Genomic DNA, 25,635 nt, shown 5'->3' on the forward strand with positions numbered 1-25,635 from the left:
ATGGTTGTGCTCGCGACCTCCGATCAGCTCGCCGCCGCCCGGGCTGCGCGTGCTTCGTATCGTTCGGGGCAGGCCGTGCCGACCAGCGGTGTCGCCGCGGGGCTCACGCAGGCGAACCTCATCGCCGTGCCGGCGGACTGGGCCTTCGAGACGCTGCTCTACGCCCAGCGCAATCCGAAGCCGTGCCCGGTGCTCGAGGTCATCGAGCAGGGACAGGTGGAGTCGATCCTGGCACCAGGCAGCGACATCCGCACCGACATCGGCCGGTACCGGATCTGGCGCGATGGCGAACTGACCTCAGAGGTGAGCGATGCGACGGAGGCGTGGGACGAGCATCCGGACCTGGTCGCCTTCCTGATCGGGTGCAGCTTCACGTTCGAGACGGGGCTCGTGGATGCCGGCATCCCGATCCGCCACCAGGAGCTCGGACGCAACGTGCCGATGTACCGCACGAACGTCGACTGCGTCCCAGCCGGGCGTCTGCGCGGCGAGATGGTCGTCTCGATGCGGCCGATCCCTGCGGGTCGGGTGGCGGATGCCGTGCAGATCTCGGGACGGACTCCGGCGGTGCACGGCGCCCCTGTGCACGTCGGCGACCCGACATCGCTCGGCATCGCCGATCTCTCGCATCCCGACTTCGGCGATGCTCCAGAGGTGCGCGAGGGTGAGATCCCGGTGTTCTGGGCCTGCGGCGTCACCCCGCAGGCGGCGATCATGGCATCCAAGCCGCCGTTCGCGGTCACGCATGCACCCGGCTACATGTTCATCACCGACGTGCCGGATGCGGAGTACATCGTCTGATGCGCATCCTCACAGCATCAGACCGCACTCTGCTCGTCGAGGCGGTCGACCTCGACGAAGCCATGCGGCTGAACCTGGCCTGGGACGGCGTGCCCGGGATCGTCGAGCGCATCCCCGGGGCGCGCACGGTGCTCGTGCGGTTCGATCCGCTGCGCACGTCGGCTGCCGCGCTCGCCGAGGTGCTCTCGGCGACGCAGGTGGACGCCGCGCACGTGCCGCACACGCGCGAGGTCGCGGTGCCGGTGCATTACGACGGCGAGGATCTGACGGAAGCCGCGTCGCTGCTGGGGGTGTCGTCCGAGGAGCTCGTGAACCGGCATCTCGCGGCCGACTGGCAGGTCGCGTTCTCGGGCTTCGCGCCCGGGTTCGGGTACGTCGTGAGCGGGGATCCGCTGTTCGACGTACCGCGTCGTTCGTCGCCGCGCACCCGCGTGCCGGCCGGATCGGTCGCACTCGCCGGAGCGTTCACGGGCGTCTATCCGCGCGAGAGCCCCGGTGGCTGGCAGCTGATCGGCCACACGGATGCCGTGATGTGGGACATCGACCGCGACCCGCCGGCACTGCTGTCGCCGGGGGCGCTGGTGAGGTTCGAGCGCGCTGGTCGGGAGTCGGCGACACTGTCCCGGTCTGCTGGATCGGAGAACGGAGACGAGCCGGCGAGTCTCCGGAGTGTCGCCGCTCGCCGCGCCGAGGACACGCCAGTCGGTCTGGGTTTTCCCAGAGGCGGCAGCGTGGAAGTGGTGCGCCCCTCCCTGCAGTTGCTGGTGCAGGATGCCGGTCGGCCCGGCCACGCGGCGCTCGGAGTCTCGGCATCCGGAGTCGCGGATCGCACGGCGCTGCGCGACGCCAACCGGGCCGTGGGCAACGCAACGGATGCCGCGGTGCTCGAGAGCGTCGGCGGAGCGGTGCTGCGATTCCACGGTGACGGCGTCGCCGCTGTGACCGGCGCGATCGGCGAGCTCACCCTGACGGATGCCGAGGGCCTCACCCGCGGCATCCCGCACGGTGCGCCTTTCGCCACCGTCGACGGTGACGCGCTGCAGCTCGGCCATCCCGACCGTGGACTGCGCTACGTGGTCGGTGTCCGTGGCGGTATCGACGCAGCATCCGCTCTCGGCAGCCGAGCCAGCGACACGCTCGCGGGCCTCGGTCCTGACCCGCTGGCCGCCGGTGATCTCGTCGCCATCGGAGATGCCGCACGGTACGCGGTCGATCCCGTCGCCACGCAGCGCGAGCTGCCGTCATCCGGCGAGCTCGTCGAGCTCGACATCACACTGGGTCCGCGCGACGACTGGTTCACGGCATCAGCTCTCGACACTCTGACGACACAGGAGTGGCTGGTCACGCCGCGGTCCGATCGGGTCGGCATCCGGCTGCAGGGCGAAGTGCCTCTGGCTCGCGCGACGCAGGGCGAACTGCCCAGTGAGGGCGCCGTGACCGGTGCGATCCAGGTGCCGCCCGACGGGCAGCCTGTGCTGTTCCTGCCGGATCATCCGCTCACCGGCGGGTACCCGATCATCGGCGCCCTGACCGATCGCTGCCTGGATCTCGCCGCCCAGCTGCCGCCGGGTGCGCGCATCCGTTTCCGAATCCCCCGCATCGAAGAAGGACTGTCATGAAGAAGGTGCTGATCGCCAATCGCGGCGAGATCGCGGTGCGCGTGATCCGCGCATGCGCCGAGGCCGGGTACGGCTCGGTCGCCGTGTACGCCGATCAGGATGCCGATGCGCTGCACGTGCGCCTGGCCGACGAGGCGGTGGGACTGGGCGGCACGAGCGCCGCCGACACGTACCTCTCGATCGATGCGCTGCTGCGCGCTGCCGCCGACAGCGGGGCGGATGCCGTGCACCCCGGCTACGGGTTCCTCTCGGAGAGCGCGGAGTTCGCCCGTGCGGTCGAGCGCGCAGGCCTCGTCTGGATCGGCCCTGCGCCCGAGAGCATCGACGCGCTCGGCGACAAGATGACCGCACGACGGATCGCGCAGAAGGTGAGCGCGCCTCTCGCGGCCGGAACGGATCAGCCGCTCGCCGGGCCGGCCGAAGCTGTCGCATTCGCGGAGGAGCACGGGTTGCCGATCGCGATCAAGGCGGCGTTCGGAGGCGGTGGGCGAGGGCTGAAGGTCGTGCGCGAACTGTCCGAGGTCGCGGAGGCGTTCGACGCCGCCACCCGTGAGGCGATCGTGGCGTTCGGGCGGGGGGAGTGCTTCGTGGAGCGGTTCCTCGAGAGTCCGCGGCACATCGAGGTGCAGGTGCTCGGCGACGGGCGCGGCGAGATCGTCGTGGTCGGCGATCGCGACTGCTCGATGCAGCGCCGCAATCAGAAACTGATCGAAGAGGCTCCGGCGCCCGGGCTGACCGTTGCGCAGCGCTCCGAGATCCACGACGCCGCGCGCCGGATCTGCGCCGAGGTCGCATACCGCGGCGCGGGAACCGTCGAGTTCCTGCTCGCCGCGGACGGCACGATCTCCTTCCTCGAGGTGAACACTCGGCTGCAGGTCGAGCATCCTGTCACCGAGGAGGTCACGGGCGTCGACCTGGTGGCGGAGCAGTTCCGGATCGCATTCGGGGACGGGCCGTCCTTCACCGACACCCCCGAGCCGCAGGGGCACGCGTTCGAGTTCCGGATCAATGCGGAGGATCCGGGGCGCGGCTTCCTGCCGAGCCCGGGGACGGTCGAGACGCTGCGGATTCCCGGCGGACCGGGCGTGCGGTGGGACAGCGGGATCGAAGCGGGGGATGCCGTGCAGTCGGCGTTCGATTCGATGATCGCGAAGCTCATCGTGCATGCGGACGACCGGGATGCTGCGCTGGTGCGCGCACGGCGCGCGCTGCGTGAGCTGTCGGTCGAGGGGCCGGCGACCGTCATCCCGTTCGATCGCCTGGCCGTCGATGAGCCGGAGTTCCAGACCGCGACGTTCGCCGTGCACACCCAGTGGATCGAGAGCACCCTGTTGCCGCGGCTGGAGCCGCAGCTGCGACCGGCGCCCGTCGAGGATGCTGCGCTGCAGCGCTTCCCCGTCGAGATCGACGGGCGTCGCGTGATGCTCGGGGTTCCGGCTGCGCTGCTGCAGGGATTCGCCGGCGGGGCCGTGCCGGCGGATGCTCCGGCATCCGCCGATCCTGCCGAGCTGCGGGCACCGGTCCCCGGCACGCTGGTGCGCTGGCTCGTGGATGATGGAACGTCGGTCGAGGCGGGGGATGCCGTGGCCGTGCTCGACGCGATGAAGATGGAGACCCAGGTCACCGCTCATCGCGCCGGGGTACTGGTTCAGGCTGCTGCGGTGGGCGACCTCGTCGCCGCGGATGCAGCGATCGGCCGTATCGGCTGAGTCGCAGCGTCCGAGCTTGCGGTCCGCGTCGCTGTTACGCACTGCGGAGGTTGTCACGCCTGTCGGAGAGATTCGGTGAAAACCTCCGACAGGCGTGACAACCTCCGACAGGCGTGACGCGCGGAAGCGCCTACTCCGGATCGCCGCCCAGCGGGCCGACGGCGGGGATGGGCCCGCCGTCATCCGCTCCGGTCTTGCGGGCACGGGCGATCGCATTGCCGACGTGATACACCAGCAGCGCCGCGACAGTGCCGATCACGATGGCGCCGAGCTGGAAGGCGCCCCACTGCATCGCGAACCCGCCGACCGCGATGACGAACGAGATCGCGACGGTGTACTGGTTGACCGGGCGGGAGAAGTCCACGCGGTTGTCGACCCAGATCTTGATGCCGATGACGCCGATCAGGCCGTACAGTGCGGTGGTCACGCCGCCGAGCACTCCGGGTGGGATGGTGTTGAAGATCACGCCGATCTTCGGCGAGAAGGCGAGCAGGATCGCGGCGAAGCCGGCCACCCAGTAGGCGGCGGTGGAGTAGACGCGGGTAGCCGCCATCACGCCGATGTTCTCGCCGTAGGTCGTGGTGGCCGAGCCGCCGAAGCCGCCGGCGAGCGTGGTGGCGAGACCGTCGGCGACCAGGGCGCGTCCGGTGTGCTTGTTGATCGACGGGTCGTTCGTCATGGTGGCGACGCCGCGCACGTGCCCGACGTTCTCGGCGATGAGCACGAGCACGACGGGGAGGAACATCGGCACGATCGTCCAGGCGCCGGGATCTGCGACGGCGGCGAGGTGGAACTCGGGCAGGCCGATCCACGCGGCATCCGCGATCGGGGCGAAGTCGACCTGGCCGGTGAAAGCGGCGACGATGTAGCCGACGATCACACCGAGGAAGATCGAGATGCGGCCGAGGAAGCCGCGGAACAGCACGCTGAACAGGACCACCGTGATCAGTGTCACCGAGGCGAGCTCGGGCTGCAGCGTGAAGTTGTTCCACGCGGCGGGGGCGAGGTTGAAGCCGATCAGCGCGACGATGGAGCCCGCGACGACCGGCGGCATGAGCTTGTCGATCCAGCCACTGCCGACCGCCTGCACCAGGAATCCGATGCCGGCGAGCAGCACGCCGACCACGAGCACGCCGACGAGCGCCTGGGCGATCTGCTCCGGCGTCTCGAGGGCGTTGCCGCCGTTGAGGGCGGTGATCGGGGCGAGGAATGCAAACGACGAACCCAGGTAGCTGGGCAGCCGGTTGCGTGTGAGGAGCAGGAAGAGCAGAGTGCCGAGGCCCGAGAACAGCAGCGTCGTCGACACCGGGAAGCCGGTGATGATCGGCACCAGGAAGGTCGCACCGAACATCGCGACAACGTGCTGCGCACCGATCGCGAAGGTGGCGGGCCAGTTCAGGCGCTCCTCTGGACGCACGACCTCGCCGGGGGCGACGGTGTGACCATTGCCATGGATCTTCCACACGGGCATGAGGGCTCCTCGGAAATCGGGGTGAGGGAATCGGGGGGATGCTGGAGAAACACTATCGAGTCGTCGACGCGCGCCGTGCGCGACGCGGCTCCCCTGGACTACGCGGTGAGGCGCGTGATGAGTTCGCGATACCGGTCGGCCGTGCGCTCGACGATCTCGTCCGGCAGAGCGGGCGGTTCGCCCTGCTTGTCCCAGTTCGATGCCAGCCAGTCGCGGACGATCTGCTTGTCGAAGCTCGCCATGCGCGTGGCCGGGGTCGATCCGGACTCCCACGTCGCGGCATCCCAGTAGCGCGACGAGTCGCTCGTGAGCACCTCGTCAGCCAGACGCAGCGTGCCGTCGGCATCCGTCCCGAACTCGAACTTGGTGTCCGCGAGGATCAGCCCGTGCTGTTCGGCGATGGCCGCAGCCTTCGCGTAGATCGCGAGCGAGGCGTCACGCAGCTCGGCCGCGCGCTCCGCGCCCACCAGCTCGACGACGCGCTCGAAGGTGATGTTCTCGTCGTGCTCGCCCATCGGCGCCTTGTACGCCGGCGTGAACAGCGGCTCGGGGAGGCGGTCGCCGTTCTCGAGTCCCGAGGGCAGCGGGATGCCGCAAACGGTCCCGCTCTGCTGGTACTCGACCCATCCGGTGCCGGTGATGTAGCCGCGCACCACGCACTCGATCGGCAGCATCTCCAGCGACTGCGCGAGCATGGCGCGGTCGGCGACGGCATCCGGGATCTCACCGTCGACGAGGTGATTCGGGAAGTCGAGCTGTGCGAACCACCATCGGCTGAGCGTGGTCAGCAGGGCGCCCTTCTCGGGAATGCCGGGGGAGAGCACGTAGTCGAAGGCGCTGACGCGGTCGCTCGCGACGACGAGGATGCGGGTGTCCGCGGGGTCCTGGGATGCATAGAGATCGCGGACCTTCCCGGAGTAGAGGTGACGCCAGCCGGGGATGTTCAGTGCATCGCTCATCCGCCCATTATCCCGGTTGGTCGTGTTCGTGCAGAACCGCGGCGGTGACCGGGGAAAGGACGCCCGGTCACCGCCGCGAGCCGTTAGGACTGACGGACGGCCGCGACCACATCGATCTCGACGAGGATGTTCGCCAGCTGCGACCCGACGGTCGTGCGCACGGGGTACGGCGTGGTGAAGAACTCCTGATACGCCTCGTTGAACTCGGCGAAGTCGGCGAGGTCGGCGAGGTGCACGGTGACCTTCACACTGTCATCGAGCGTGAGTCCGTGCTCGGCGAGCACTGAGCCGATGTTGCGCAGCACCTGGCGCGTCTGCTCGGACACCGAATCGGCGACCTCTCCGGTGGCAGGGTCCTGCGGTCCGAAGCCCGCTGTGTAGAAGAAGCCGTTCGCGATGATCCCCTGGCTGTAGGGGCCCGCCGGCTGGGGGGCGTTGGTGGTCTGGACAGCGGTCTTGCTCATGTGTCGCTCCGTTCTCTGGATGGGTGGTGGTCTGGTCCGGCCCGGCGCAGTCCGCGCCCGGGAAGCTGTCGATCGGATGCCGCGGCGACCAGTTCGCCCGCAGCCAGGACGGGGACGCCGGCCACGAGGACATCGTCGATGCCGACGGATTCGCTCAGCGGCTGTTCGTACGTGGCGGTGTCGGCGACGGCATCCGGCTGCACGACGATCAGATCGGCCACCGCTCCGCGCGCGATCTCACCGCGTCGCCCCAGCCCGAAACGTGCGGCGGGTGCGGCGGACAGATGATGCACGGCATCCGCCCACGACCAGGTCGCGGTCTCGCGCACGAACTCACGAAGGAACCGTGCGAACGAACCGCGTGCACGCGGATGCGGATGAGCGCCGATGAAGATCCCGTCTGATCCGCCGATGTGACCCGGATGAGAGAAGATGCGGGCCAGCTCGGTGATGGGTCGCTCGTACCGCACGGCCATGATGACGTTCGCCTGCAGCCGGCACGCCAGGAGCGTGTCGAGCACGAAGTCGATGACGTCGAGGCCGGAGCGCTCGGACGCCTGAGCGAGCGTGAGCCCGTGGGCCCACGACAGCTCCGGTGCCGACAGGTGCGAGAGCGAGATCATGTGCGGCCAGTCGGGCCCGAGGCTCGGGTTCTGACCGACACGGGGGAACCACTCGCGCCGCAGCCGTTCGCGTTCCGCTCGGTCCTCGAGCGCTCTGAGCACCTCGTCGACGGGTCGTGCGGAGAGTTCGGGCGGCAGCAGCGGCATGCTCATCAGGCTGCAGCCGCGGATGTAGGGGTACGCGTCGAACGTCGCATCGATACCGGCGGCGGCGAGCTCGTCCAGCTGGGCGAGCACGACGTCGGCTTCGGCGTGGAAGTGCGAGACGTGCACGCGCAGCGCGGCACCTGTCACCGCCTCGGCTCGGCGTGAGATCGCGGCGATCTCGTCGATTCCTGCGGCGGAGTTCGCCTCGTACCCGCCGCGCATGTGACTGACGTAGACGCCGCCGGCCGAGGCGACGGGGGCGCAGAGGGCGGCGATCTCGTCGACGCCCTGGAAGATGCCGGGCACGTAGTCGAGGCCCGTCGACAGGCCCACCGCTCCCTCGGCCATGCCCTCGCGCACGAGCGCGGACATCGCCTCCAGACGCTCGTCGTGCGCCGGATCCTGCGAGCGCCCGCACACCTCGAACCGCACGGTGCCGGCCGGCACGAGGTAGGCGGCGTTCACCCGCGAGGTGCCGTCGGCCGAGGCGAGATACCCCGCGACTCCGCCACCCGTGTAGTGGGGATGAGGGCCGTTGACGGCGGCGAAGTACTCGACGGCGTATGCGCCGTCGCCGGGAGCGTACGAGACACCGTCCTGCCCGACGATCACCGACGTCACGCCCTGGCGCAGCAGCGCCCGCTGCACGTCCTCGTCGCCCAGCAGCCCGTCGACGTGAGAATGGGCGTCGATGAACCCCGGCATGACGAACCGGCCGGCGCAGTCGACGACGGTGTCGCCCTCCTCGGGCGCCACCGTGCCGACCTCGGTGATCTTCGCGCCCTGCGCGGCGACGTCGGCGCGGCGTTCGCCGTTCGCGTCGACGACCGTGCCGCCGCGCAGGACGATGCGGCCGGAGAGATCATCGGTCATGATCGCCCTTTCACCGCGAGACGGCTCCCGCCTTGACGGTGGGGATGTTCTGCGTCGCGGCGAGCACGTGCAGACGTCCCGCGTCCTCCCGGTCGGGACGGATCGATGCTGCGAGCGTGGCGATCACGCCGACGACGGCGATCACCGCCGAGTAGACGACGACCGGCCAGAAGGCCCCTCCTGCGGCCGCGACCAGCGCTGTGCAGATCAGCGGTGCGAAGCCGCCGCCGAGAGTGTTGGAGAACTGGTACCCGATGTTCACCCCTGTGGTGCGTGCCTCCGCGTCGAACATCTCGACCAGCATCGTCGACAGCGTCGCCTGCATGGCCACACCGAACACCACGAAGCCGAGGATCTGACCGAGCCAGATCTGCCACATGTTGCCGGTGCTGAACAGCATGAAGGTGGGATAGACCATGGCGGCGAAGCCGAGGCATCCGATGATGTAGACGGTGCGCCTGCCGATGCGGTCCGAGATCGCTCCCCAGAGAGGGGCGACGACGACCTGCAGCAGCCCGACGATCATCGTGCCGGCGAAGCCCATCCATGCGGGCAGGCTCTGGTTCGAGACCATGAAGCTGAGGCCGTAGGTGAGCACGACGTAGCCGGCGATCGACTGGGGGAGGCCGATGAGGATTCCCATGATCGCGTTCTTCGGGTGACGGAACACCTCGATCAGCGGGTTCGCCTTCTTACCGGCTGCGGCGATCTGCAGGTTCTGCGTCTCGACGAACTCGTCGGATTCCTCCAGCTTGTGCCGCAGGATGATCGCCACGATCGCGAGCACCAGGGAGAACACGAAGGGGATGCGCCAGCCCCACTCGATGAACCAGGACCCCTCGCCGAGACCCAGGGCGGCCATGAATCCGCCGGAGACGACGTTGGCGATGCCCGCACCGCTGATGAGGAATGCGCCGTACATCCCCTTCTTGCCGATCGGTGCGTTCTCGACGACCATGGTCGCCGCTCCGCCCATCTCACCGCCGACGAAGAAGCCCTGGAACATGCGGAACACGATCAGGAGTATCGGGGCGGTCGCCCCGATCAGGTAGTCCGGCGGGATCAGGCCGATCGCCGTCGTCGCGATGCCCATGCCGACCACGGTGATCATCAGTACGGCCTTGCGTCCGACGCGATCGCCGACGATGCCCCAGATGATGCCGCCGACCGGGCGCAGCAGGAATCCGACGGCGAACGTGGCGAACGAGGAGAGCTGCGCGATGACCGGGTCGTTGCTCGAGAAGAACACCGCAGGGAACACCGCCGCCGACGCCAGCCCGTACAGGTAGTAGTCGTAGTACTCCATCAGCGTGCCGATGGAGCCACCGGCGATGGTGCGCTTCTGCTTGGGGGAGAGTCCGCTGGGGGCGCCCGCTCGGGTCATGAGAGCTTCCTTACTCGTCAGGGTTGGTCAGCTTGAGACAAGTTAGCGCAGCTCGAACACATTGTCTAGATGAGATACATTTAGTTCAGATCGCGTTCGGGGGTACAGAGTGGTGACCATGGGAGTTCAGACGCACGACACATTCGAAGGCGCGGCCGAGGTGCTCGAGACCTTCCGGCCCGTCATGCGGGCCATCGCCGCGGCCGGTGGGCCGTCCTGCGAAGTCGTGCTGCACAATCTCGACGGCGCCGACGTCGACCTCCGCCACACGATCGCCGCGATCGAGAACGGCCACGTCACCGGACGTGAGGTCGGCGGCCCCTCCACCAGCCTCGGACTGAGCGTCCAGCGCAATCGGCAAGAGGATCACGACGCGTTCGGCTATCGCGGTTTCACGGACGACGGGCGCGAGCTGCGCTGCTCGAGCGTCTACTTCCGCAACAGGGCCGGCGACATCATCGCCGCGTTGTGCATCAACATCGACCTCAGCGCCGTGCAACAGGCGCGGTCCCTCCTGGATGCGCTGCTGCCTGCGCAGGACGGCACGGCGGACGCCTCCCCCGACGAGTACTTCGGCCGGGACCTCGTCTCGGTGATGGATTCGATGATCAGTGAGGCCATCCGGGAGGTGGGCCGGCCGGTCAACCAGATGACGCGCGACGACAAGATCGGCGTGCTCGAGCGGCTCGACGAGCGCGGTGCCACGCAGATGCGCAAGTCGGTCGAGACGATCGCCATGCGCCTCGGAATCTCGCGTGTGACCGCCTACGCGTACCTGGATGAAGCGCGTCGCGCTGCGCAGTGACGCGAGCGGTTCCCGTGCGCCGATGACGTCGGCGCACGGGTGTACCGTTGCCGGGTGACTGACTCATCGGCATCCTCCGGGCCCTCGACCGGAACGTACGCCACCGGGCATCGCCCGCGCAGCCCGTGGCCGGCACTGTGGGCCATGGTCATCGGGTTCTTCATGATCCTCGTCGACACGACCATCGTCGGTGTCGCGAACCCTGCGATCAAGGAGGCGCTCGATCCGACCTCCAACAACCTCGACCGGGTCGTCTGGGTCACGAGCGCGTATCTGCTCGCGTACGCCGTGCCGCTGCTGATCACCGGGCGCCTCGGCGACCGCTTCGGGCCGAAGAACATCTACCTCATCGGTCTCGCGGTGTTCACGCTCGCCTCGTTGTGGTGCGGACTGTCCACGACGCTCGACGGGCTGATCTGGGCGCGCGCCGTGCAGGGCCTCGGTGCAGCGCTGCTGACGCCGCAGACCATGGCGGTCATCACGCGCACCTTCCCGCCCGAGCGCCGGGGTGCGGCGATGGGGCTGTGGGGCGCAGCATCCGGCGTCGCCATGCTCGTCGGTCCGCTCGCGGGCGGATTCCTCGTCGACGGCCTCGGCTGGGAATGGATCTTCTTCATCAACCTGCCGGTCGGCGTGATCGGGTTCATCCTCGCGTGCGTCCTCGTGCCGAAGCTGCAGACGCACAAGCACCGCTTCGACGTACCGGGCGTGTTCCTCAGCGCGATCGCCCTGTTTCTGATCGTGTTCGGGCTGCAGGAGGCCGAGGCGTATGACTGGGGCGTCATCTGGGGTCCGATCTCGGTGCTCAGCCTGATCATCACCGGCGTCGTCGTGCTCGTGCTCTTCCTCTGGTACCAGTCGCGCACCAAGAACGAGCCGCTCGTTCCGCTTGAGCTGTTCCGCAACCGCAACTTCGCGTGGTCGAACATCACGATCGCGATCGTCGGATTCACCGTGACGGCCCAGGGCCTGCCGCTGATGTTCTTCCTGCAGCTCGCGCGCGGCCTGACCCCGACCGAGTCGGCGCTGCTGCTGATCCCGATGGCGCTCGCCGCCGGCATCATCTCGCCGTTCGCCGGCAAGCTTCTCGACCGGATCGATCCGCGCCTCATGCTGGTGCCGGGGCTGCTGCTGGTCTCGACCTCGCTCTTCCTGTTCGCCGTGATGATGAACACCGAGATCCCGATCGGCTGGTTGCTGATCCCTTCCGCCATCCTCGGATTCGGCAACGCCGGGATGTGGGGTCCGCTCGCCACGACAGCGACTCGCGATCTGCCGCCGCGTCAGGCGGGCGCCGGGTCGGGCATCTACAACACGATGCGCACGGTGGGCTCCGTCCTCGGCTCTGCGGCGATCGCGGCGTTCATGCAGAACCGCCTGGAGGCGAACCTTCCGGGGGCCGCGGATGCGACCGGTTTCGGCGGAGGGAAGATGCCGGATGCCGTCGCCGGCCCGTTCGCGGATGCCATGGCGCAGACCATGCTGCTGCCCGCAGCCGTCATCCTGCTCGGCGTCGCCGCGGTGCTGGTGCTGCGCCGGCCGAAGCACCTCGCCGCACGGAAGTAGTCGGCGCACCGCTTCGCGCCAGTGAAGTCGTGCGCTACAGAAATCGGCAGACGCTACACCGATATGTGTAGCGTCTGCCGATGAGTGCAGCGCGAGCCGAGCAGCGCGAACTCAGCGCGTAGAGAATGCGCTGTCGAATGCGGCGTCGGCGGGCTTGTACGTCGACAGCCTGCGTACGAACTCGAGTGCCTCCGGTGCGCCGATGAGCCTGTCCATGCCGGCGTCCTCCCACTCGACCGACAGGGGACCCTCGTAGCCGATCGCGTTCATCATGCGGAACGCGTCTTCCCAGGGCACGTCACCGTGACCGGTCGAGATGAAGTCCCAGCCGCGCCGCGGGTCGGCCCAGGGCAGGTGCGACGACAGGCGGCCGTTGCGACCGTTGCCGAGGCGCTTCTTCGTGTCCTTGCAGTGCACGTGATAGATGCGGTCCTGGAAGTCCCACAGGAAGCCGACCGGGTCGATGTCCTGCCACACCATGTGCGACGGGTCCCAGTTGAGGCCGAACGCCTCGCGGTGCCCGATCGCCTCCAGGGTGCGCTTGGTGGTCCAGTAGTCGTACGCGATCTCCGACGGGTGCACCTCGTGGGCGAAGCGCACCCCGACCTCGTCGAACACGTCGAGGATCGGGTTCCAGCGGTCGGCGAAGTCCTGGTAGCCGGCCTCCACCATCTCGTCGGTGGCTGGCGGGAACATCGCGACGTACTTCCAGATCGATGACCCGGTGAAACCGGTGACGGTCTTCACGCCGAGCTTCGCGGCCAGGCGGGCGGTGTTCTTCATCTCCTCCGCGGCGCGCTGGCGCACGCCCTCGGGATCTCCGTCTCCCCAGACGTGATCGGAGACGATGTTGCGGTGCCGCTGATCGATCGGGTCATCGCACACCACCTGGCCCTTGAGGTGGTTCGAGATCGTCCACACCTTCAGACCGTTGCGCTCGAGGATGTCGAGACGGTCCTGGATGTATGCGTCATCGTCCCAGCGCCACGGGTCGAGGTGATCGCCCCAGCACGCGATCTCGAGGCCGTCGTAGCCCCACTCGCCCGCGAGCCGCGCGACCTCTTCGAACGGCAGGTCGGCCCACTGGCCGGTGAACAGGGTGACAGGTCGTGACATCTTCGTCCTCTTTCTCGTGAGTTCGTTTCGTGCTGGTCTTCAGACGCCGGTCCAGGCCGAACCGTCGGACGAACTGCGCTCGACTGCATCCAGCACCCGCTGCACATGCAGTCCCTCTGCGAACGTCGGGTGCGGGGTGGAGCCGCTCGCGATCGCCTCGACGAAGTCCTTCGCCTGGTGCGAGAAGCCGTGTTCGTAGCCGAGCATATGCCCGGTCGGCCACCATCCGGCAAGGTACGGGTGCTCCGGTTCGGTGACGAGGATCCGGGTGAAGCCCTGCTCGCCCGCCGGCTGCGTCGCGTCGTAGAACTCGAGCACGTTCATGTCCTCGAGGTTCCAGTGCAGCGCACCGGCGTCACCCGAGATCTCGATGTCGAGCGCGTTCTTGCGGCCCGTCGCGAATCGGGTGGCCTCGAAGGTGGCCAGCGTTCCCGACTCGAGTCGTCCGGTGAACAGGGCGACGTCGTCGACGGTGACCCTCCCGCGCTCGGTGCTCGCGGTGCCGCTGAGACCGACGGACTCGCCCAGCAGAGGGCGCTCGTCGACCAGCGTCTCCAGGACCGCCGAGACCTGGGTCAGCGACTGCCCGGTGACGAACTGCGTCATGTCGATGATGTGCGCGCCGATGTCGCCGAGCGAGCCCGAGCCCGCGCGGTCCTTGTCCAGACGCCACGTCATCGGCGACTCGGGATCGGCGAGCCAGTCCTGACGGTAGCTCGCGCGCACCTGCCGCACCGTGCCGACGCGTCCTGCCGCGATCATGTCGCGCATGAGGGTGACGGCGGGCACCCGGCGGTAGGTGAAGCCCACCATGGCGTGGATGCCGTGGGCCGCAGCATCCTGCGCAGCCCGCTCCATCGCCTCGGCCTCTTCCACTGTGTTGGCCAGTGGCTTCTCGCACAGCACGTGCTTGCCGGCCGCGAGCGCGGCGATCGCGATCTCGGCGTGCGATTCTCCGGGGGTGACGATGTCGATCACGTCGATGTCGTCGCGCGCGATGACGGCTCGCCAGTCGGTGGAGGTCTCGTCCCAGCCCCACTTGCGTGCCGCGGATGCCGTCTTGTCGGCATCGCGTCCGACGAGCACCGTCATCCTCGGAGCGAGGGGAAGGTCGAACGCCGCAGGCGCCTGTCGCCAGCCGACGGAATGCGCGGCTCCCATGAATCCATGGCCGATCATGGCCACTCGCAGCTCAGTTGTCATATCCACTCCCGGGGAAACGGTGCGGGGCGAGCGCCGTGGCGCTCGCCCCGCGGGTGTCGATCAGGATTCGAAGGCGAGCTTGATGAACTCGTCGACGTTGTCCTTGGTCACTACGGGCGCGTCCAGCACGATGCGGTACGGAACGCTCGGTGTGATGAGGTCGCTCATCGTCTTGTCCTGCGCGATCAGACGTGCCATCGCGATGCCGTCGGCGGCCTGCGTCGACGGGTAGATGACGGTCGCCTTGACGACGGTGTCGTCGGCCTTGATGTTGTCCATCATGTTGACGCTTCCTGCGCCGCCGACGAGGAAGAACTCGTCGCGACCGGCTGCATCGATCGCAGCGAGGACGCCGATGCCCTGGTCGTCATCGTGGTTCCAGATCGCGGCGATCTCGGGGTTCGCCGAGAGCAGCTGGGATGCTGCGCTCTCGCCACCGGCGACGGTGAAGTCCGCGGCGACTCGGGCTCCGACCTCGAGGTCGCAGGTTTCGAGAGCATCCTTGAAGCCCTGCGAGCGGTCCTGGGTCAGCGGCAGGGAGTCGATTCCGGCGATCTCCGCGACGACGGCATCGCTCTGGCCGTCGAGCTGCTCGCAGATGTACATGCCGGCGCTGACGCCCATGCCGTAGTTGTCGCCGAGGATCGTCAGGCGCGAGGCCGACGTGTCGGAGAACTCACGGTCGACGTTGATGACGGGGATGCCCGCATCCATCGCCTTCTGCGCGACCTGGGTGAGCGCGGCGCCGTCCGTCGGAAGGAGCACGATCGCGTCGACGCCCTCGTTGATGAACTGCTCGACCGCGGCGATCTGCTGGTTCGCGTCGTTCGTGCCCTCCGCCTGGCGCAGCTCGACGTCGTCGAAGCCCTCCGCCGCGTTGATGGCGCCCGTGTTGATCGCGCCGAGCCATCCGTGGTCGGCTTCAGGGCCCGACCAGCCGATGACAACGGTGTCGCCCGAGGCCGTGTTCTCCTCGCTCGTGGTGCCCTGGTTCTCGGTCGACCCTTCGCCCTCTGCACCATCGCTGGTACATCCGGCCAGCAGAGTGACGGCGAACAGTGCTGCCGCTCCTGCCATCAACGGGCGGAGCCCGCGTGTGCGCATGCTGTGCATGTCTTTCCTCCTTGAAATGTGATGCAGCTGCGTGCGGCGCAGACAACCAGGATCGGAACCCGAGCCGGTGAGCGCCGCGCACTGACAAGAGTCAAGCTAGCAGAACATGTCACCATGTGACCAGCTTTTGTTGTAGACCGATCAAAAGTAAGTACAGCGTTGTAATCCCTGTGATTCGAGGAGGCGAGCACTGGACATGATCTCTCGATCGTCGAACACGATGCTCTCGCATTCGAAAACAGAGCGTGTTATGTTCCTGCTGTGATCAAAGTTGACCAGACTCCGGCATTACTGGAGATGCGCGGTGTCGAGAAGAGCTTCGTCGGTGTGCGCGCGTTGCGCGGCGTCGACCTCGAGGTGAGGCCGGGCGAGGTGCACTGCCTGCTCGGACAGAACGGTGCGGGCAAGTCCACGCTGATCAAGACCCTCGCCGGCGTGCACACGCCGGACGCCGGTGAGATCCGCTGGATGGGGGAGCCCGTCGAGATCGCGAACCCGCAGGCGGCCATCTCGCTCGGCATCTCGACCATGTACCAGGAACTCGACGTCGTCGACGGCCTCACTGTGGCGGAGAACGTGTTCCTCGGCCACGAGTTCGACAGGTTCGGGTTCACCCGCCGCGGTCAGCTCGTGCATGAGACCCGCAGGCTCCTCGAGCGGCTCGGCCACGGCTCGATGTCGCCGCACGCGGACGTCGGCTCGCTCAGTGCGGCCGAGAAGCAGATCGTCAGCATGACCCGTGCCCTGTCGCACGACACGAAGCTCATCATCATGGACGAACCGTCCGCTGTCCTCGACTCGCAAGAGGTCAGCAACCTGTTCGCTGTCGTGCGGGAGTTGACGTCGCAGGGAATCGCTGTGGTGTACATCACCCACCGGCTCGAGGAGATCCGCGAGATCGGCGATCGCATCACCGTCCTCAAGGACGGGTCGACAGTGGCTAGCAACCTGTCCGTCGCCGACACGACCACGGCTGAGCTGATCAAGCACATGACCGGCCGCGCGGTGCAGAACGTCTTCCCTCCCGCAGAGCCCATCGCCGCCGACGCACCAGTGCTGCTCGAGGTCGAGGGGCTGGGCCTGGACGGGGTGTTCGAGGACGTGTCGTTCTCGGTGCGCGCCGGCGAGATCATCGGTCTGGCGGGCCTCGTGGGGTCGGGGCGCAGCGAGATCATCGAGACGATCTACGGCGCGCGGCGGGCATCGGCCGGAACGGTCCGCGTCGGCGGGAAGGAACTCCCGCGAGGATCCGTCTCGGCGGCTGTGGCCGCGGGTGTCGGTCTCAGTCCCGAGGAGCGGAAGTCGCAGGGTCTCGTACTGGGAGAGCCGATCTTCAAGAACGTCACGCTCTCGTCGTTCACGCGGTTCGCCAAGGGCCCGCTGCTCGATGAGCGCAGCGAGCGCCGCACGGCCAAGGAGCAGATCGCCGCACTCGAGCTGCGACCGGCGGATCCCGATCGGCCGGCGGCGACCCTGTCAGGGGGGAACCAGCAGAAGATCCTGCTCGCACGCTGGCTCGTGCACGGCAGCTCGGTGCTGCTGCTGGACGAGCCCACTCGAGGAGTCGACATCGGAGCGCGCTCCGAGATCTACGCCCTGATCCGCAGGCTCGCGGCATCTGGTCACGCGATCGTCGTCATCTCGAGCGAGATCGAGGAAGTCCTCGGTCTCGCGGATTCCGTCCTCGTCGTCGGAGACGGACGCGTCCTCACCACACTTCCCGCAACAGAGATCGACGAGCACGGCGTGCTCGACCTCGTCATGAAAGGAGTCGCCGCGTGAGCGTGCAGACCCCCACCTCGCCCGGCACGACCGAGGCTGATACCCCGTCGGCGCTGCGCAGGCTGATGTCCGGATCCGTCGGACGCAACCTCGGCCTCGTCCTGGCACTTCTGGTGATCATCGTCGTCGGCGCGGTGACCTCGTCGAACTTCCTGAACTTCGACAACGCGCTCGTGATCCTGCGTCAGGCGTCGATCATCGGCGTGATCAGCGTCGGGATGACCTTCGTCATCATCGCCGGAGGCATCGACCTCTCCGTCGGCGCGGTGCTGGCACTGGCATCCGTCGTCGGGTCGCTGTCGGCGATCCAGGACATCGCCAGCTCGAGCCACTGGATCGTCACGGTCCTCGTCGCACTGCTCGTCGGCGTCGGCGCCGGGCTCATCAACGGAGTCGTGATCGCATACGGAAAGGTCGCCGCCTTCATGGCGACGCTCGCGATGATGGTCGGGGCGCGCGGCCTGGCCGAGATCCTCGCCAACAACCGCACCCTGGTCATCTCCGATCGCGATTTCGTGCGCGCCATGAACGTCGACATCCTCGGTGTCGACATCCTCATCTGGATCTTCGCCGTGGTCGCCGTCGCCGGATGGTTCCTGCTCAACCGCACCACGTTCGGACGCCGCACGGTCGCGATCGGCGGCAACCCCGAGGCCGCGCGTCTGGCCGGCATCAAGGTCAAGCGCCACACGATGTGGCTGTACGCGCTCGTCGGATTGACCGCGGGAATCGCCGCGGTCATGCTCATGGGCCGCACGACGGCCGGCACCTCGACGCACGGCAACCTGTACGAGCTCGATGCCATCGCCGCTGTCGTGGTGGGCGGCACGCTGCTCATCGGCGGACGCGGCACGATCACCGGCACCGTGTTCGGCGTGCTGATCTTCGCGACGCTGTCGAACGTGTTCGTGCAGAACAACCTCACCTCCTCGGCGCAGGCCGTCGCGAAGGGCGTCATCATCGTCGTCGCGGTGCTGCTGCAGCAGCGGTTCGCGGTCGGACGCGTCGCGAAGAGCCGGCTGACAGCGATCAAGGCGGTGCCCGAAGCGTAGAATCGACAGACGCAGGGGGCCGTCGCCGGGGCCTTGATGCCGTGCCGCATGCATGATGCGCATGGCCGTTCACGAGAAGTACAGGTTTAAGAATGGCAAGCAATCTCAACGCCGGCGGGGTCGGGCAGCTCTTCCAGCTGCTGCGCGACGGCGAGCCCCGCACCAGAGCGGAGCTCGCGAAGACCTCGGGCCTCGCCCGGTCGACGGTCGCGGCCCGCGTGGACGAGCTCATGCGCAAGGGCCTCATCGCACCGGTCGCGGATGCCGCCTCGACCGGCGGTCGCCCGCCGTCCCAATTCGCCCTGAACCCCACCGCGAAGGTCGTCATCGCCGCCGACATCGGCGCATCGCACACGACGGTCGCCGTGACGGATCTCGCCGGCACGATCCTCGCCGAGCGCACCGGCACGCTCGCCGTGTCTCTCGGCCCGGAACCCGTGCTGCTGTGGCTCGTCGAGGCGGCGAACGAGCTGATCGCCGAGGCCGGGCTCACGCACGAGCGCGTCGCGGCGGTCGGCGTCGGCGTACCGGGGCCGGTCGAGCACGCCACCGGCCGTCCGGCGAAGCCGCCGATCATGCCCGGCTGGGACGGATTCGACGTGCCGGGCTGGATGCAGCAGCACCTGCAGGTTCCCGTCCTCGTCGACAACGACGTGAACATCTCCGCACTCGGCGAGCGCGCCGTCGCGTGGCCGTCGACCGACCACATGATCTTCGTCAAGGTCGCCACGGGCATCGGCGCCGGGATCATCTCGGACGGACGTCTGCTGCGCGGAGCGCAGGGCATCGCGGGTGACTTCGGGCATGTGCGCGTCGCGCGAGGCGCGGACGTGCCGTGCCACTGCGGGAACACCGGATGCCTCGAGGCGCTCGCCTCAGGGCCGGCGATCGCCAGGGCACTCAGCCAGCGCGGCATCGAGGCGAAGGACGGCAACGACGTCGTCGAGCTCGTCAAGGCCGGCAGCCTCGATGCGATCCAGGCGGTGCGGCAAGCTGGGCGAGACCTCGGTGAGGTGCTCACCGCATCCGTGAGCCTGCTCAATCCGTCGGTCATCGCGATCGGCGGCGCCATGGCACGCGTCGGGGAGCACCTGATCGCCGGAGTCCGTGAGGTCGTCTACACGCACTCCATGCCGTTGGCGACCGAGCATCTCGCGATCGTGCAGTCCGTCACCGCCGGCGAGGCGGCGGTGCGCGGTGCGAGCCTGCTCGCGATCGAGCACGCGCTGAGCCCGGAGATCCTGCCGCAGAGCTTCAGCCTCGCCGACTAGGGCGCCTCGCCGATCCTCGACTCCTGCGTGCGCTGCAGAAATCGGCATGCGCTACATCGATATGTGCAGCGGTTGCCGATTTCTGCAGCCCAAGCGGCGCGGGCGAGCTCCGACCGCGGACTACTGCGCGACGCGGGCGGCGATGTCGCTGCGGAAGTGCGCACCGTCCAACCCGATCCGGCCCATCGCGTCGTACGCCTGCGCGCGAGCGGCGGCGAAGTCCGAGCCGACGGCCACCACGTTGAGCACACGGCCGCCGGTGGCGAGCAGGTCTCCGCCCGGCGCATCGGGCCCGGCGGTCGCCGCGTGCACGAGTCGCACACCGTCGACGCTCGCCGCATCCGAGAGTCCTGAGATCTGGCGACCGGTCTGCGGAGCCTCGGGGTAGCCCTCGCTCGCGAGCACGACGGTGATCGCGACATCGTCCGAGAACACGGGATCGGGCTGGTCTTCGAGAGTTCCGGATGCCGCGGCGAAGAGCAGCTCGGACAGCGGGGTCACCAGACGCGGCAGCACGACCTGCGTCTCGGGGTCTCCGAAGCGGGCGTTGAACTCGATGACCTTGACGCCCTTGTCCGTGAGGATGAGCCCCGCGTACAGCAGACCGATGAACGGGGTGCCCTCGGCATCCAGCCTGCGGATCACCGGCAGTGCGACCTGCTCGGTCACGAGCGCGACGAACTCCTGCTCGCTACCGAACTGCTCGACGAGCCACGGCAACGGCGAGTAGGCGCCCATGCCGCCGGTGTTCGGACCCTCGTCGCCGTCATAGGCGCGCTTGAAATCCTGTGCGGGGCTCAGGGCGCGCACGGTGTCGCCGTCGGAGAGGAAGAACAACGAGACCTCGGGTCCGGAGAGGAATTCCTCGATCAGTACCGGTCCCTGGGGAAGGTAGTGCGCGGCGTGGGCGAGAGCCTCGGCGCGGTCGGAGGTGACGATGACGCCCTTCCCGGCCGCGAGTCCGTCGGCCTTGACGACGTACGGTGCGCCCAGGTCGTCGAACGCGCTCTCGACGTCGGTGACGGATGCTGCGCGCACGGCGCGTCCGGTCGGCACCGATGCCGCGTCCATCACTCGCTTCGCGAAAGCCTTCGAACCCTCGAGCTGCGCCGCGGCCCTGCCGGGGCCGAACACGGGGATGCCGCGTTCGCGCAGCGCATCCGCGACACCGGCCACGAGCGGGGCCTCAGGGCCGATGACGACGAGGTCGATCCCGTTCTCGTTCGCGAACGTCGTCACCGCTCCGCCGTCGAGCTGATCGAGGATCACGAGCGTGGCGTCCTGCGCGATGCCGGCGTTGCCCGGCGCGGCGAGGATCTCGTGCTGCGCACCGCCCGCCTTCTCGGACTCTGCCTTCAGGGCGAGGATGATCGCGTGCTCACGGGCACCGGAACCGAGGACGAGGATCTTCACCCATCCAGACTACCGAGCCGGTCGAGCCGCGTCAGACGGTCACGGGACGTTCGTCGCTCGCATCCCACGGCACGGTCCACCCGCAGCTGTCGAACAGGCGGTCGAGCACCATCGCGGTGAATCCCCACACGATCGTGCCGTCGACGTCGAATGCCGGACCGCTGAAACGGAATCCGTCACGGGTGATGACGGAGGTGAAGCGCGTCGCGGGGTCGAGCAGTTGCGCCACCGGCACACGGAACACCTCGACGGTCTCGGCATGGTCGACGGCTGCCACCTTCGACGGCGTCGTCCACCACGCGAGCACCGGTGTCACCCGATGGTTGCTGGCCGCGAGGGGGAGCTCGGGGAGCACACCGAGGATCTCGACCCCGCTGGGATCGAGTCCGGTCTCCTCGACCGCCTCGCGCAGCGCCGTCGCCACGGAGTCCGCATCGGCCGCTTCGCGCCCTCCGCCGGGGAAGGACACCTGGCCGGGATGCGACGACAGGGTCGATGCGCGTCGCTGGAGGAGCACGTCGAGATCCTTCGCCACAGCGGCGTCGATGACGGGGGCCGGGGTGCGATCGAGCACGCCGAACAGGATCAGAACAGCGGACTCACGAGCCGCGTCCGGATCTTCCAGCTGCGGAAGTATGCCCCAGCTGCCGGACTGCGCGGCGGCGAGCAACTCGGCGCGGGCGCCCTCCGGATGCTGCGGATCGGTCATCCCTTCGAGCATACGCGCGCTTCTTCCGTCGGGGCGGCGGGTCCGACCGGCATCGGATCGGGAGAGGCCGTCGTCGTAGGCTGATGCCGTGGCCAGGAAGATCGATGTGAGCGACGGGCGCGACGCGCTGGATGCCGTGCGTGAGTCGCGCACCGCGGGTACGAAGCCTGCGCGCAGCGCGCTCGCGACGGCAGTGCGCTACCTGTTGCAGCTGCTCGATGAGAAGGCCCCTGGCAACAGCGTCGAGGTGCGAGTGCCGCCATTCGGTGCGGTGCAGGTGGTGCAGGGTCCGCGCCACACGCGCGGCACGCCGCCGAACGTGATCGAGATGGATGCCGCGACCTGGATCGACCTCGCGACAGGGGTCGAGAGCTGGGACGAGGCCGTCGCGGCAGGACGCGTGCAGGCTTCGGGCACGCGCGCGGATCTGTCGGATCTCATGCCGCTGCGTCCGTAGATCCGCCCGTCGAGGGGCAGCCCCGGCTACCGCCGCGGGACCACCAGGGGAACGCCGCTGACCGGATGCGGGAACACGTCCACCGCCTGCCCGTACACCTGCGCGATGCGTTCGGCCGTCAGGACCTCCGCTGGCGGGCCGGACGCGATCACACGCCCTGATGCGAGCAGCGTCAGTCTGTCGGCGTGCGCGAGGGCGGCGTTCAGGTCGTGCAGCACCACGGCGACGGCGGTGCCGGCATCCGCTGCGCTGCGCACCAGGCGCATGACGTCTTCATGATGCTTGAGGTCGAGCGAAGCGGTCGGCTCGTCGAGCAGCATGACCGGCGTCCGCTGCGCGAGCACGCGGGCGATCGCCACCCTGGCGCGCTCGCCGCCCGACAGCGACGACACGGACCGGTCTGCGAGGTCATCGATCTCGGTGTCGGCCATCGCCTCCGCGACCGCCGTGTCGTCGTCGTCCTCGAAGGCGGTTCGCGCCCATGGAGCCCTGCCCATGCGCACGACCTGCTCCGCGCGGAAGGGGAAGGAGACCGCGTTCTCCTGCAGCAGCACCGCCCTGGTGCGGGCCAGGTCACGGGGGCGGATGCCGGTGATCGACCGTCCATCGATCTCGACGGCACCCGAATCAGGAGCGATGTCGCCGGCGAGCACGCCGAACAGTGTGGACTTTCCCGCACCGTTGGGCCCGACCAGGGCGTGGATCTCGCCGGGGTGCACGTCGATCGAGGCGCCCTCGAGAATGGCGCGACCTCCCGCGATCCGAACGGTGACGTCGTTCGCTCGCAGCCGCGCGTTCATGCCCATCCCCCGGCACGACGGCGGGTGCGCACGAGCAGCCACAGGAAGAACGGGCCGCCGACGAGCGAGGTGATCATCCCGATCGGCATGTCGGCCAGCGGAACGGCCGTGCGGGCGACGAGGTCGGCGAGGGCGATCAGCAGCGCGCCGCCGACCGCCGAGGAGATGATCAGCGGCAGGTGCGCGGGGCCGATGATCATGCGCATGAGATGCGGGATCACGAGCCCGACGAACCCGATGATGCCGGCGAACGCGACCGCGGCGCAGACCAGGACCGCGACCGTCACGATGACGACGATGCGCAGCAGCTCGACGCGCACACCGAGATGCCTGGCGGTGCGCTCGCCGAGTGCGAAAAGATCGAGCCGGTGCGCCACGATGACCGAGATCACGACGCCGACGACCGTCAACGGCGCGACGACCGCGATGTTCGGCCACAGCGCTCCGTTCAGCGAGCCCAGCTGCCAGAAGACGATCTGCTCGCGCGTCGAGGTCGAGCCGAGGAAGGTCATGAAGGCCATGCCCGCGCCTCCGATCGCGTTGATCGCGATACCGGTGAGCAGCAGCGTGACCACCTCGGTCCGTCCGCCGGATCTGCTGATGAAGTACACCGAGAACACCGCGATGAGTCCCCCGATGAACGACAGGGCGGGCGTCGTCCACATCCCGAAGGTCGACAGTCCGAATGTGAGGCTCGCCGCGGCGCCGAGGGCTGCACCGGACGAGACGCCGACGACGCTCGCATCCGCCAGGGGGTTCCCGAAGATCGCCTGCATCAGCACGCCGGCGACCGCCAGCGCGGCACCGACGAGGATGCCGAGGACGAGACGGGGGAGGCGGATGTTGAAGATCACGCCGGAGTCGGATGCGTTCGGCGAGGCCCACGGTGCGTCGACGCCGGCGCCGTGCAGCAGGATGCCGATGATCTCGCTCGGCGACAGCGAATACTGCCCGCTCGCGAGCGACACGATGCAGGTGACCACGAGCGCGACGGCGAGGCCGAGAGTGATCGAGGCGAACCGCACCGCCCGGTGCCGTGTCGGCGTGCGGGTGATGACCTCTGCGGTCATTCTGCGTTCTCGCCGGACGACGACGTCTCGCCTGCGGCTGGCGCGTAGAGGGCGCGAGCGATCGCCCGGATGATCTCCGGTGAGCGCGGTCCGAAGCTGAGGATCTCGCCGTCCGCCATGTCGATCACCCGGCGGTTGATCCCGGCAGGCGTCTCGGCGACGGCCGGCACCCGCTCGATGAGCCCGTCGATGCCCCCGACCGATTCCAGTCCGTCGGTCATCATGACCAGCACATCAGGCTGCGCGGCGACGAGGGCCTCGGCGGTCATGGGCTTGTTGCCCTCCCAGCCGATCTCGCTCGCGACATCGATGCCGCCGACAGCCTCGATGAGCGAATCGGCGCCGGAATCCTTGCCGAAGATGTAGTACACGTTCGCGCTGCCGCGCACATACAGGAACAGCATCCGCGCACGATCGGCCTCGTCGGCAGGCGTGACCTCGGCGATCTCCGCGAGCGCCGAGGAGAGGTCGGCGTCCGTCTGGGCTATGAGCTCCTGGCCGCGGCTCCGGATGCCGAGGGCCGACGCCACCTCCTCGATGAGCTGGTCGGTGCTGTCGAGGCGCAGCTCGTCGGAGATCACGACGATCGGGATGCCCGCATCGCGGAGTTGCTGGCGCACCTCTTTCGGACCGATCGTCGTGTCGGTGAGGATCACGGTCGGGGCGAGCTCGAGGATCGCCTCCGGGTTGAGAGAGTGGCCGGCCTTGGTGACGACCGGCAGATCGTGCGTTCCCTCGAACGTCGTCGAGGAGTCGCGTCCGACGACGCTGTCGCCCATACCGAGCGCGAACACGGTCGCAGCGATGGTGCCGGAGATGTCGATCGGCAGGATGCGACTGACATCGGTGATCTCGACATCACGACCCTCGGCATCGGTGATCGTGACGGGGAGAGCGGGGGCAGTCGTGTCGGCGACCGCACTGATCGCATGATCGGAGAGGCACGCGGTGGAGCCGCCGATCGCGGCGCGCACGTCGTCGACGAGCTCGAGATCCGCGAGCTGCCGGGCCGCGGCGGGGCAGGAATCGGAAGCTGTGTCCTCTGATCCTTCGGTCGCTGGGATGCTGCAGCCGGCAAGACCGACGATCAGGGTCGCCGCGAGGAAGAGAGCGAGACGAGAGCGCATTGAGGTTAGCCTGTCCTAATTTTTGACGAGATCACATTGATCAGTCTATGGTCGGAGGCGGAGGTTAGCTAAGCCTAACCAAACGTAAGCACAGCATCAGA

Annotated in this window: 22 protein-coding genes; 9 read left to right on the forward strand and 13 right to left on the reverse strand. The window is 68.4% G+C overall.

The window, feature by feature from the left end; all coding sequences use genetic code 11:
• The 3 genes from ACYVG2_RS07225 to ACYVG2_RS07235 are packed head-to-tail and all read left to right on the forward strand — an operon-like array spanning nucleotide 1 to nucleotide 4,129.
• Nucleotides 1-801, forward strand: a complete 801-nt coding sequence (locus tag ACYVG2_RS07225; protein ID WP_460780350.1) for a putative hydro-lyase — start codon at nucleotides 1-3, stop codon at nucleotides 799-801.
• Nucleotides 801-2,420 (forward strand): 5-oxoprolinase subunit B/C family protein, encoded by a 1,620-nt coding sequence (locus ACYVG2_RS07230; protein ID WP_460780351.1) that lies wholly within the window; start codon nucleotides 801-803, stop codon nucleotides 2,418-2,420. Before ACYVG2_RS07225 ends, ACYVG2_RS07230 begins: the two co-directional genes overlap by 1 nt.
• Nucleotides 2,417-4,129 (forward strand): acetyl/propionyl/methylcrotonyl-CoA carboxylase subunit alpha, encoded by a 1,713-nt coding sequence (locus tag ACYVG2_RS07235; protein WP_460780352.1) that lies wholly within the window; start codon nucleotides 2,417-2,419, stop codon nucleotides 4,127-4,129. Before ACYVG2_RS07230 ends, ACYVG2_RS07235 begins: the two co-directional genes overlap by 4 nt.
• A gap of 130 nt (nucleotides 4,130-4,259) precedes the next feature.
• Here ACYVG2_RS07235 and ACYVG2_RS07240 read toward each other — a convergent pair whose 3' ends face one another.
• From ACYVG2_RS07240 to ACYVG2_RS07260, 5 genes are all read right to left on the reverse strand, one after another.
• Nucleotides 4,260-5,600: a uracil-xanthine permease family protein gene (locus tag ACYVG2_RS07240; protein ID WP_460780353.1), complete on the reverse strand. Its 1,341-nt coding sequence runs from the start codon at nucleotides 5,598-5,600 to the stop codon at nucleotides 4,260-4,262.
• Between the two features lie 98 nt (nucleotides 5,601-5,698).
• Nucleotides 5,699-6,559 (reverse strand): phosphoribosylaminoimidazolesuccinocarboxamide synthase, encoded by an 861-nt coding sequence (locus ACYVG2_RS07245; protein ID WP_460780354.1) that lies wholly within the window; start codon nucleotides 6,557-6,559, stop codon nucleotides 5,699-5,701.
• Between the two features lie 83 nt (nucleotides 6,560-6,642).
• The gene (locus ACYVG2_RS07250; RefSeq protein ID WP_448966737.1) at nucleotides 6,643-7,023 is read right to left on the reverse strand and encodes a RidA family protein; all 381 of its coding nucleotides are present in this window, start codon (nucleotides 7,021-7,023) and stop codon (nucleotides 6,643-6,645) included.
• Nucleotides 7,020-8,666: an N-acyl-D-amino-acid deacylase family protein gene (locus tag ACYVG2_RS07255; RefSeq protein WP_460780356.1), complete on the reverse strand. Its 1,647-nt coding sequence runs from the start codon at nucleotides 8,664-8,666 to the stop codon at nucleotides 7,020-7,022. Before ACYVG2_RS07255 ends, ACYVG2_RS07250 begins: the two co-directional genes overlap by 4 nt.
• 10 nt (nucleotides 8,667-8,676) lie before the next feature.
• Nucleotides 8,677-10,050 carry an MFS transporter gene (locus ACYVG2_RS07260; protein ID WP_460780357.1) on the reverse strand — a complete coding sequence of 458 codons (1,374 nt, stop codon included), beginning with the start codon at nucleotides 10,048-10,050 and terminating at the stop codon, nucleotides 8,677-8,679.
• Nucleotides 10,051-10,168: 118 nt separating this feature from the next.
• Between ACYVG2_RS07260 and ACYVG2_RS07265 the strand changes: the two genes are divergently transcribed.
• Together ACYVG2_RS07265 and ACYVG2_RS07270 are read left to right on the forward strand one after the other, a co-directional pair.
• The gene (locus ACYVG2_RS07265) at nucleotides 10,169-10,855 is read left to right on the forward strand and encodes a helix-turn-helix transcriptional regulator (protein WP_448966734.1); all 687 of its coding nucleotides are present in this window, start codon (nucleotides 10,169-10,171) and stop codon (nucleotides 10,853-10,855) included.
• Between the two features lie 144 nt (nucleotides 10,856-10,999).
• Nucleotides 11,000-12,421, forward strand: a complete 1,422-nt coding sequence (locus ACYVG2_RS07270) for a DHA2 family efflux MFS transporter permease subunit (RefSeq protein ID WP_448967263.1) — start codon at nucleotides 11,000-11,002, stop codon at nucleotides 12,419-12,421.
• Between the two features lie 111 nt (nucleotides 12,422-12,532).
• On the opposite strand, the gene ACYVG2_RS07275 is transcribed toward ACYVG2_RS07270, so the two are convergent.
• The 3 genes from ACYVG2_RS07275 to ACYVG2_RS07285 all read right to left on the reverse strand — a co-directional run bounded on the left by ACYVG2_RS07275 (nucleotide 12,533) and on the right by ACYVG2_RS07285 (nucleotide 15,853).
• Entirely contained in the window at nucleotides 12,533-13,537 is a 1,005-nt protein-coding gene (locus tag ACYVG2_RS07275; RefSeq protein WP_460780358.1) for a sugar phosphate isomerase/epimerase family protein, read from the reverse strand.
• 39 nt (nucleotides 13,538-13,576) lie between these two features.
• Entirely contained in the window at nucleotides 13,577-14,716 is a 1,140-nt protein-coding gene (locus ACYVG2_RS07280; protein WP_460780762.1) for a Gfo/Idh/MocA family protein, read from the reverse strand.
• Between the two features lie 84 nt (nucleotides 14,717-14,800).
• Nucleotides 14,801-15,853, reverse strand: coding sequence for a substrate-binding domain-containing protein (locus ACYVG2_RS07285; protein ID WP_448966726.1), 1,053 nt, complete (start codon nucleotides 15,851-15,853; stop codon nucleotides 14,801-14,803).
• Between the two features lie 297 nt (nucleotides 15,854-16,150).
• Between ACYVG2_RS07285 and ACYVG2_RS07290 the strand changes: the two genes are divergently transcribed.
• From ACYVG2_RS07290 to ACYVG2_RS07300, 3 genes are all read left to right on the forward strand, one after another.
• Complete coding sequence (locus tag ACYVG2_RS07290) at nucleotides 16,151-17,635, forward strand: sugar ABC transporter ATP-binding protein (protein ID WP_460780764.1); 1,485 nt, start codon at nucleotides 16,151-16,153, stop codon at nucleotides 17,633-17,635.
• A gap of 65 nt (nucleotides 17,636-17,700) precedes the next feature.
• The gene (locus ACYVG2_RS07295) at nucleotides 17,701-18,687 is read left to right on the forward strand and encodes an ABC transporter permease (RefSeq protein ID WP_448967260.1); all 987 of its coding nucleotides are present in this window, start codon (nucleotides 17,701-17,703) and stop codon (nucleotides 18,685-18,687) included.
• A 92-nt stretch (nucleotides 18,688-18,779) separates the two neighbouring features.
• Nucleotides 18,780-19,958 (forward strand): ROK family transcriptional regulator, encoded by a 1,179-nt coding sequence (locus ACYVG2_RS07300; RefSeq protein WP_460780359.1) that lies wholly within the window; start codon nucleotides 18,780-18,782, stop codon nucleotides 19,956-19,958.
• A gap of 120 nt (nucleotides 19,959-20,078) precedes the next feature.
• On the opposite strand, the gene purD is transcribed toward ACYVG2_RS07300, so the two are convergent.
• Nucleotides 20,079-21,371: a phosphoribosylamine--glycine ligase gene (gene purD / locus ACYVG2_RS07305; RefSeq protein WP_460780360.1), complete on the reverse strand. Its 1,293-nt coding sequence runs from the start codon at nucleotides 21,369-21,371 to the stop codon at nucleotides 20,079-20,081.
• Nucleotides 21,372-21,402: 31 nt separating this feature from the next.
• Complete coding sequence (locus ACYVG2_RS07310) at nucleotides 21,403-22,080, reverse strand: NUDIX hydrolase (RefSeq protein WP_460780361.1); 678 nt, start codon at nucleotides 22,078-22,080, stop codon at nucleotides 21,403-21,405.
• 88 nt (nucleotides 22,081-22,168) lie between these two features.
• Here ACYVG2_RS07310 and ACYVG2_RS07315 point away from each other — a divergent pair, with 88 nt between their 5' ends.
• Nucleotides 22,169-22,537: a sterol carrier family protein gene (locus ACYVG2_RS07315; RefSeq protein WP_460780362.1), complete on the forward strand. Its 369-nt coding sequence runs from the start codon at nucleotides 22,169-22,171 to the stop codon at nucleotides 22,535-22,537.
• Between the two features lie 26 nt (nucleotides 22,538-22,563).
• Here the strand turns inward: ACYVG2_RS07315 and ACYVG2_RS07320 are convergent, their stop codons facing one another.
• The 3 genes from ACYVG2_RS07320 to ACYVG2_RS07330 are packed head-to-tail and all read right to left on the reverse strand — an operon-like array spanning nucleotide 22,564 to nucleotide 25,534.
• A complete protein-coding gene (locus ACYVG2_RS07320) occupies nucleotides 22,564-23,337 on the reverse strand; it encodes a heme ABC transporter ATP-binding protein (RefSeq protein WP_460780363.1) in 774 nt (257 codons plus the stop codon).
• The gene (locus ACYVG2_RS07325) at nucleotides 23,334-24,407 is read right to left on the reverse strand and encodes a FecCD family ABC transporter permease (RefSeq protein WP_460780364.1); all 1,074 of its coding nucleotides are present in this window, start codon (nucleotides 24,405-24,407) and stop codon (nucleotides 23,334-23,336) included. The genes ACYVG2_RS07320 and ACYVG2_RS07325 overlap by 4 nt, the downstream gene beginning before the upstream one ends.
• Nucleotides 24,404-25,534 (reverse strand): heme/hemin ABC transporter substrate-binding protein, encoded by a 1,131-nt coding sequence (locus ACYVG2_RS07330; RefSeq protein ID WP_460780366.1) that lies wholly within the window; start codon nucleotides 25,532-25,534, stop codon nucleotides 24,404-24,406. The genes ACYVG2_RS07325 and ACYVG2_RS07330 overlap by 4 nt, the downstream gene beginning before the upstream one ends.
• Nucleotides 25,535-25,635 lie beyond the last annotated feature (101 nt).

It is taken from the genome of Microbacterium shaanxiense (assembly GCF_054779995.1).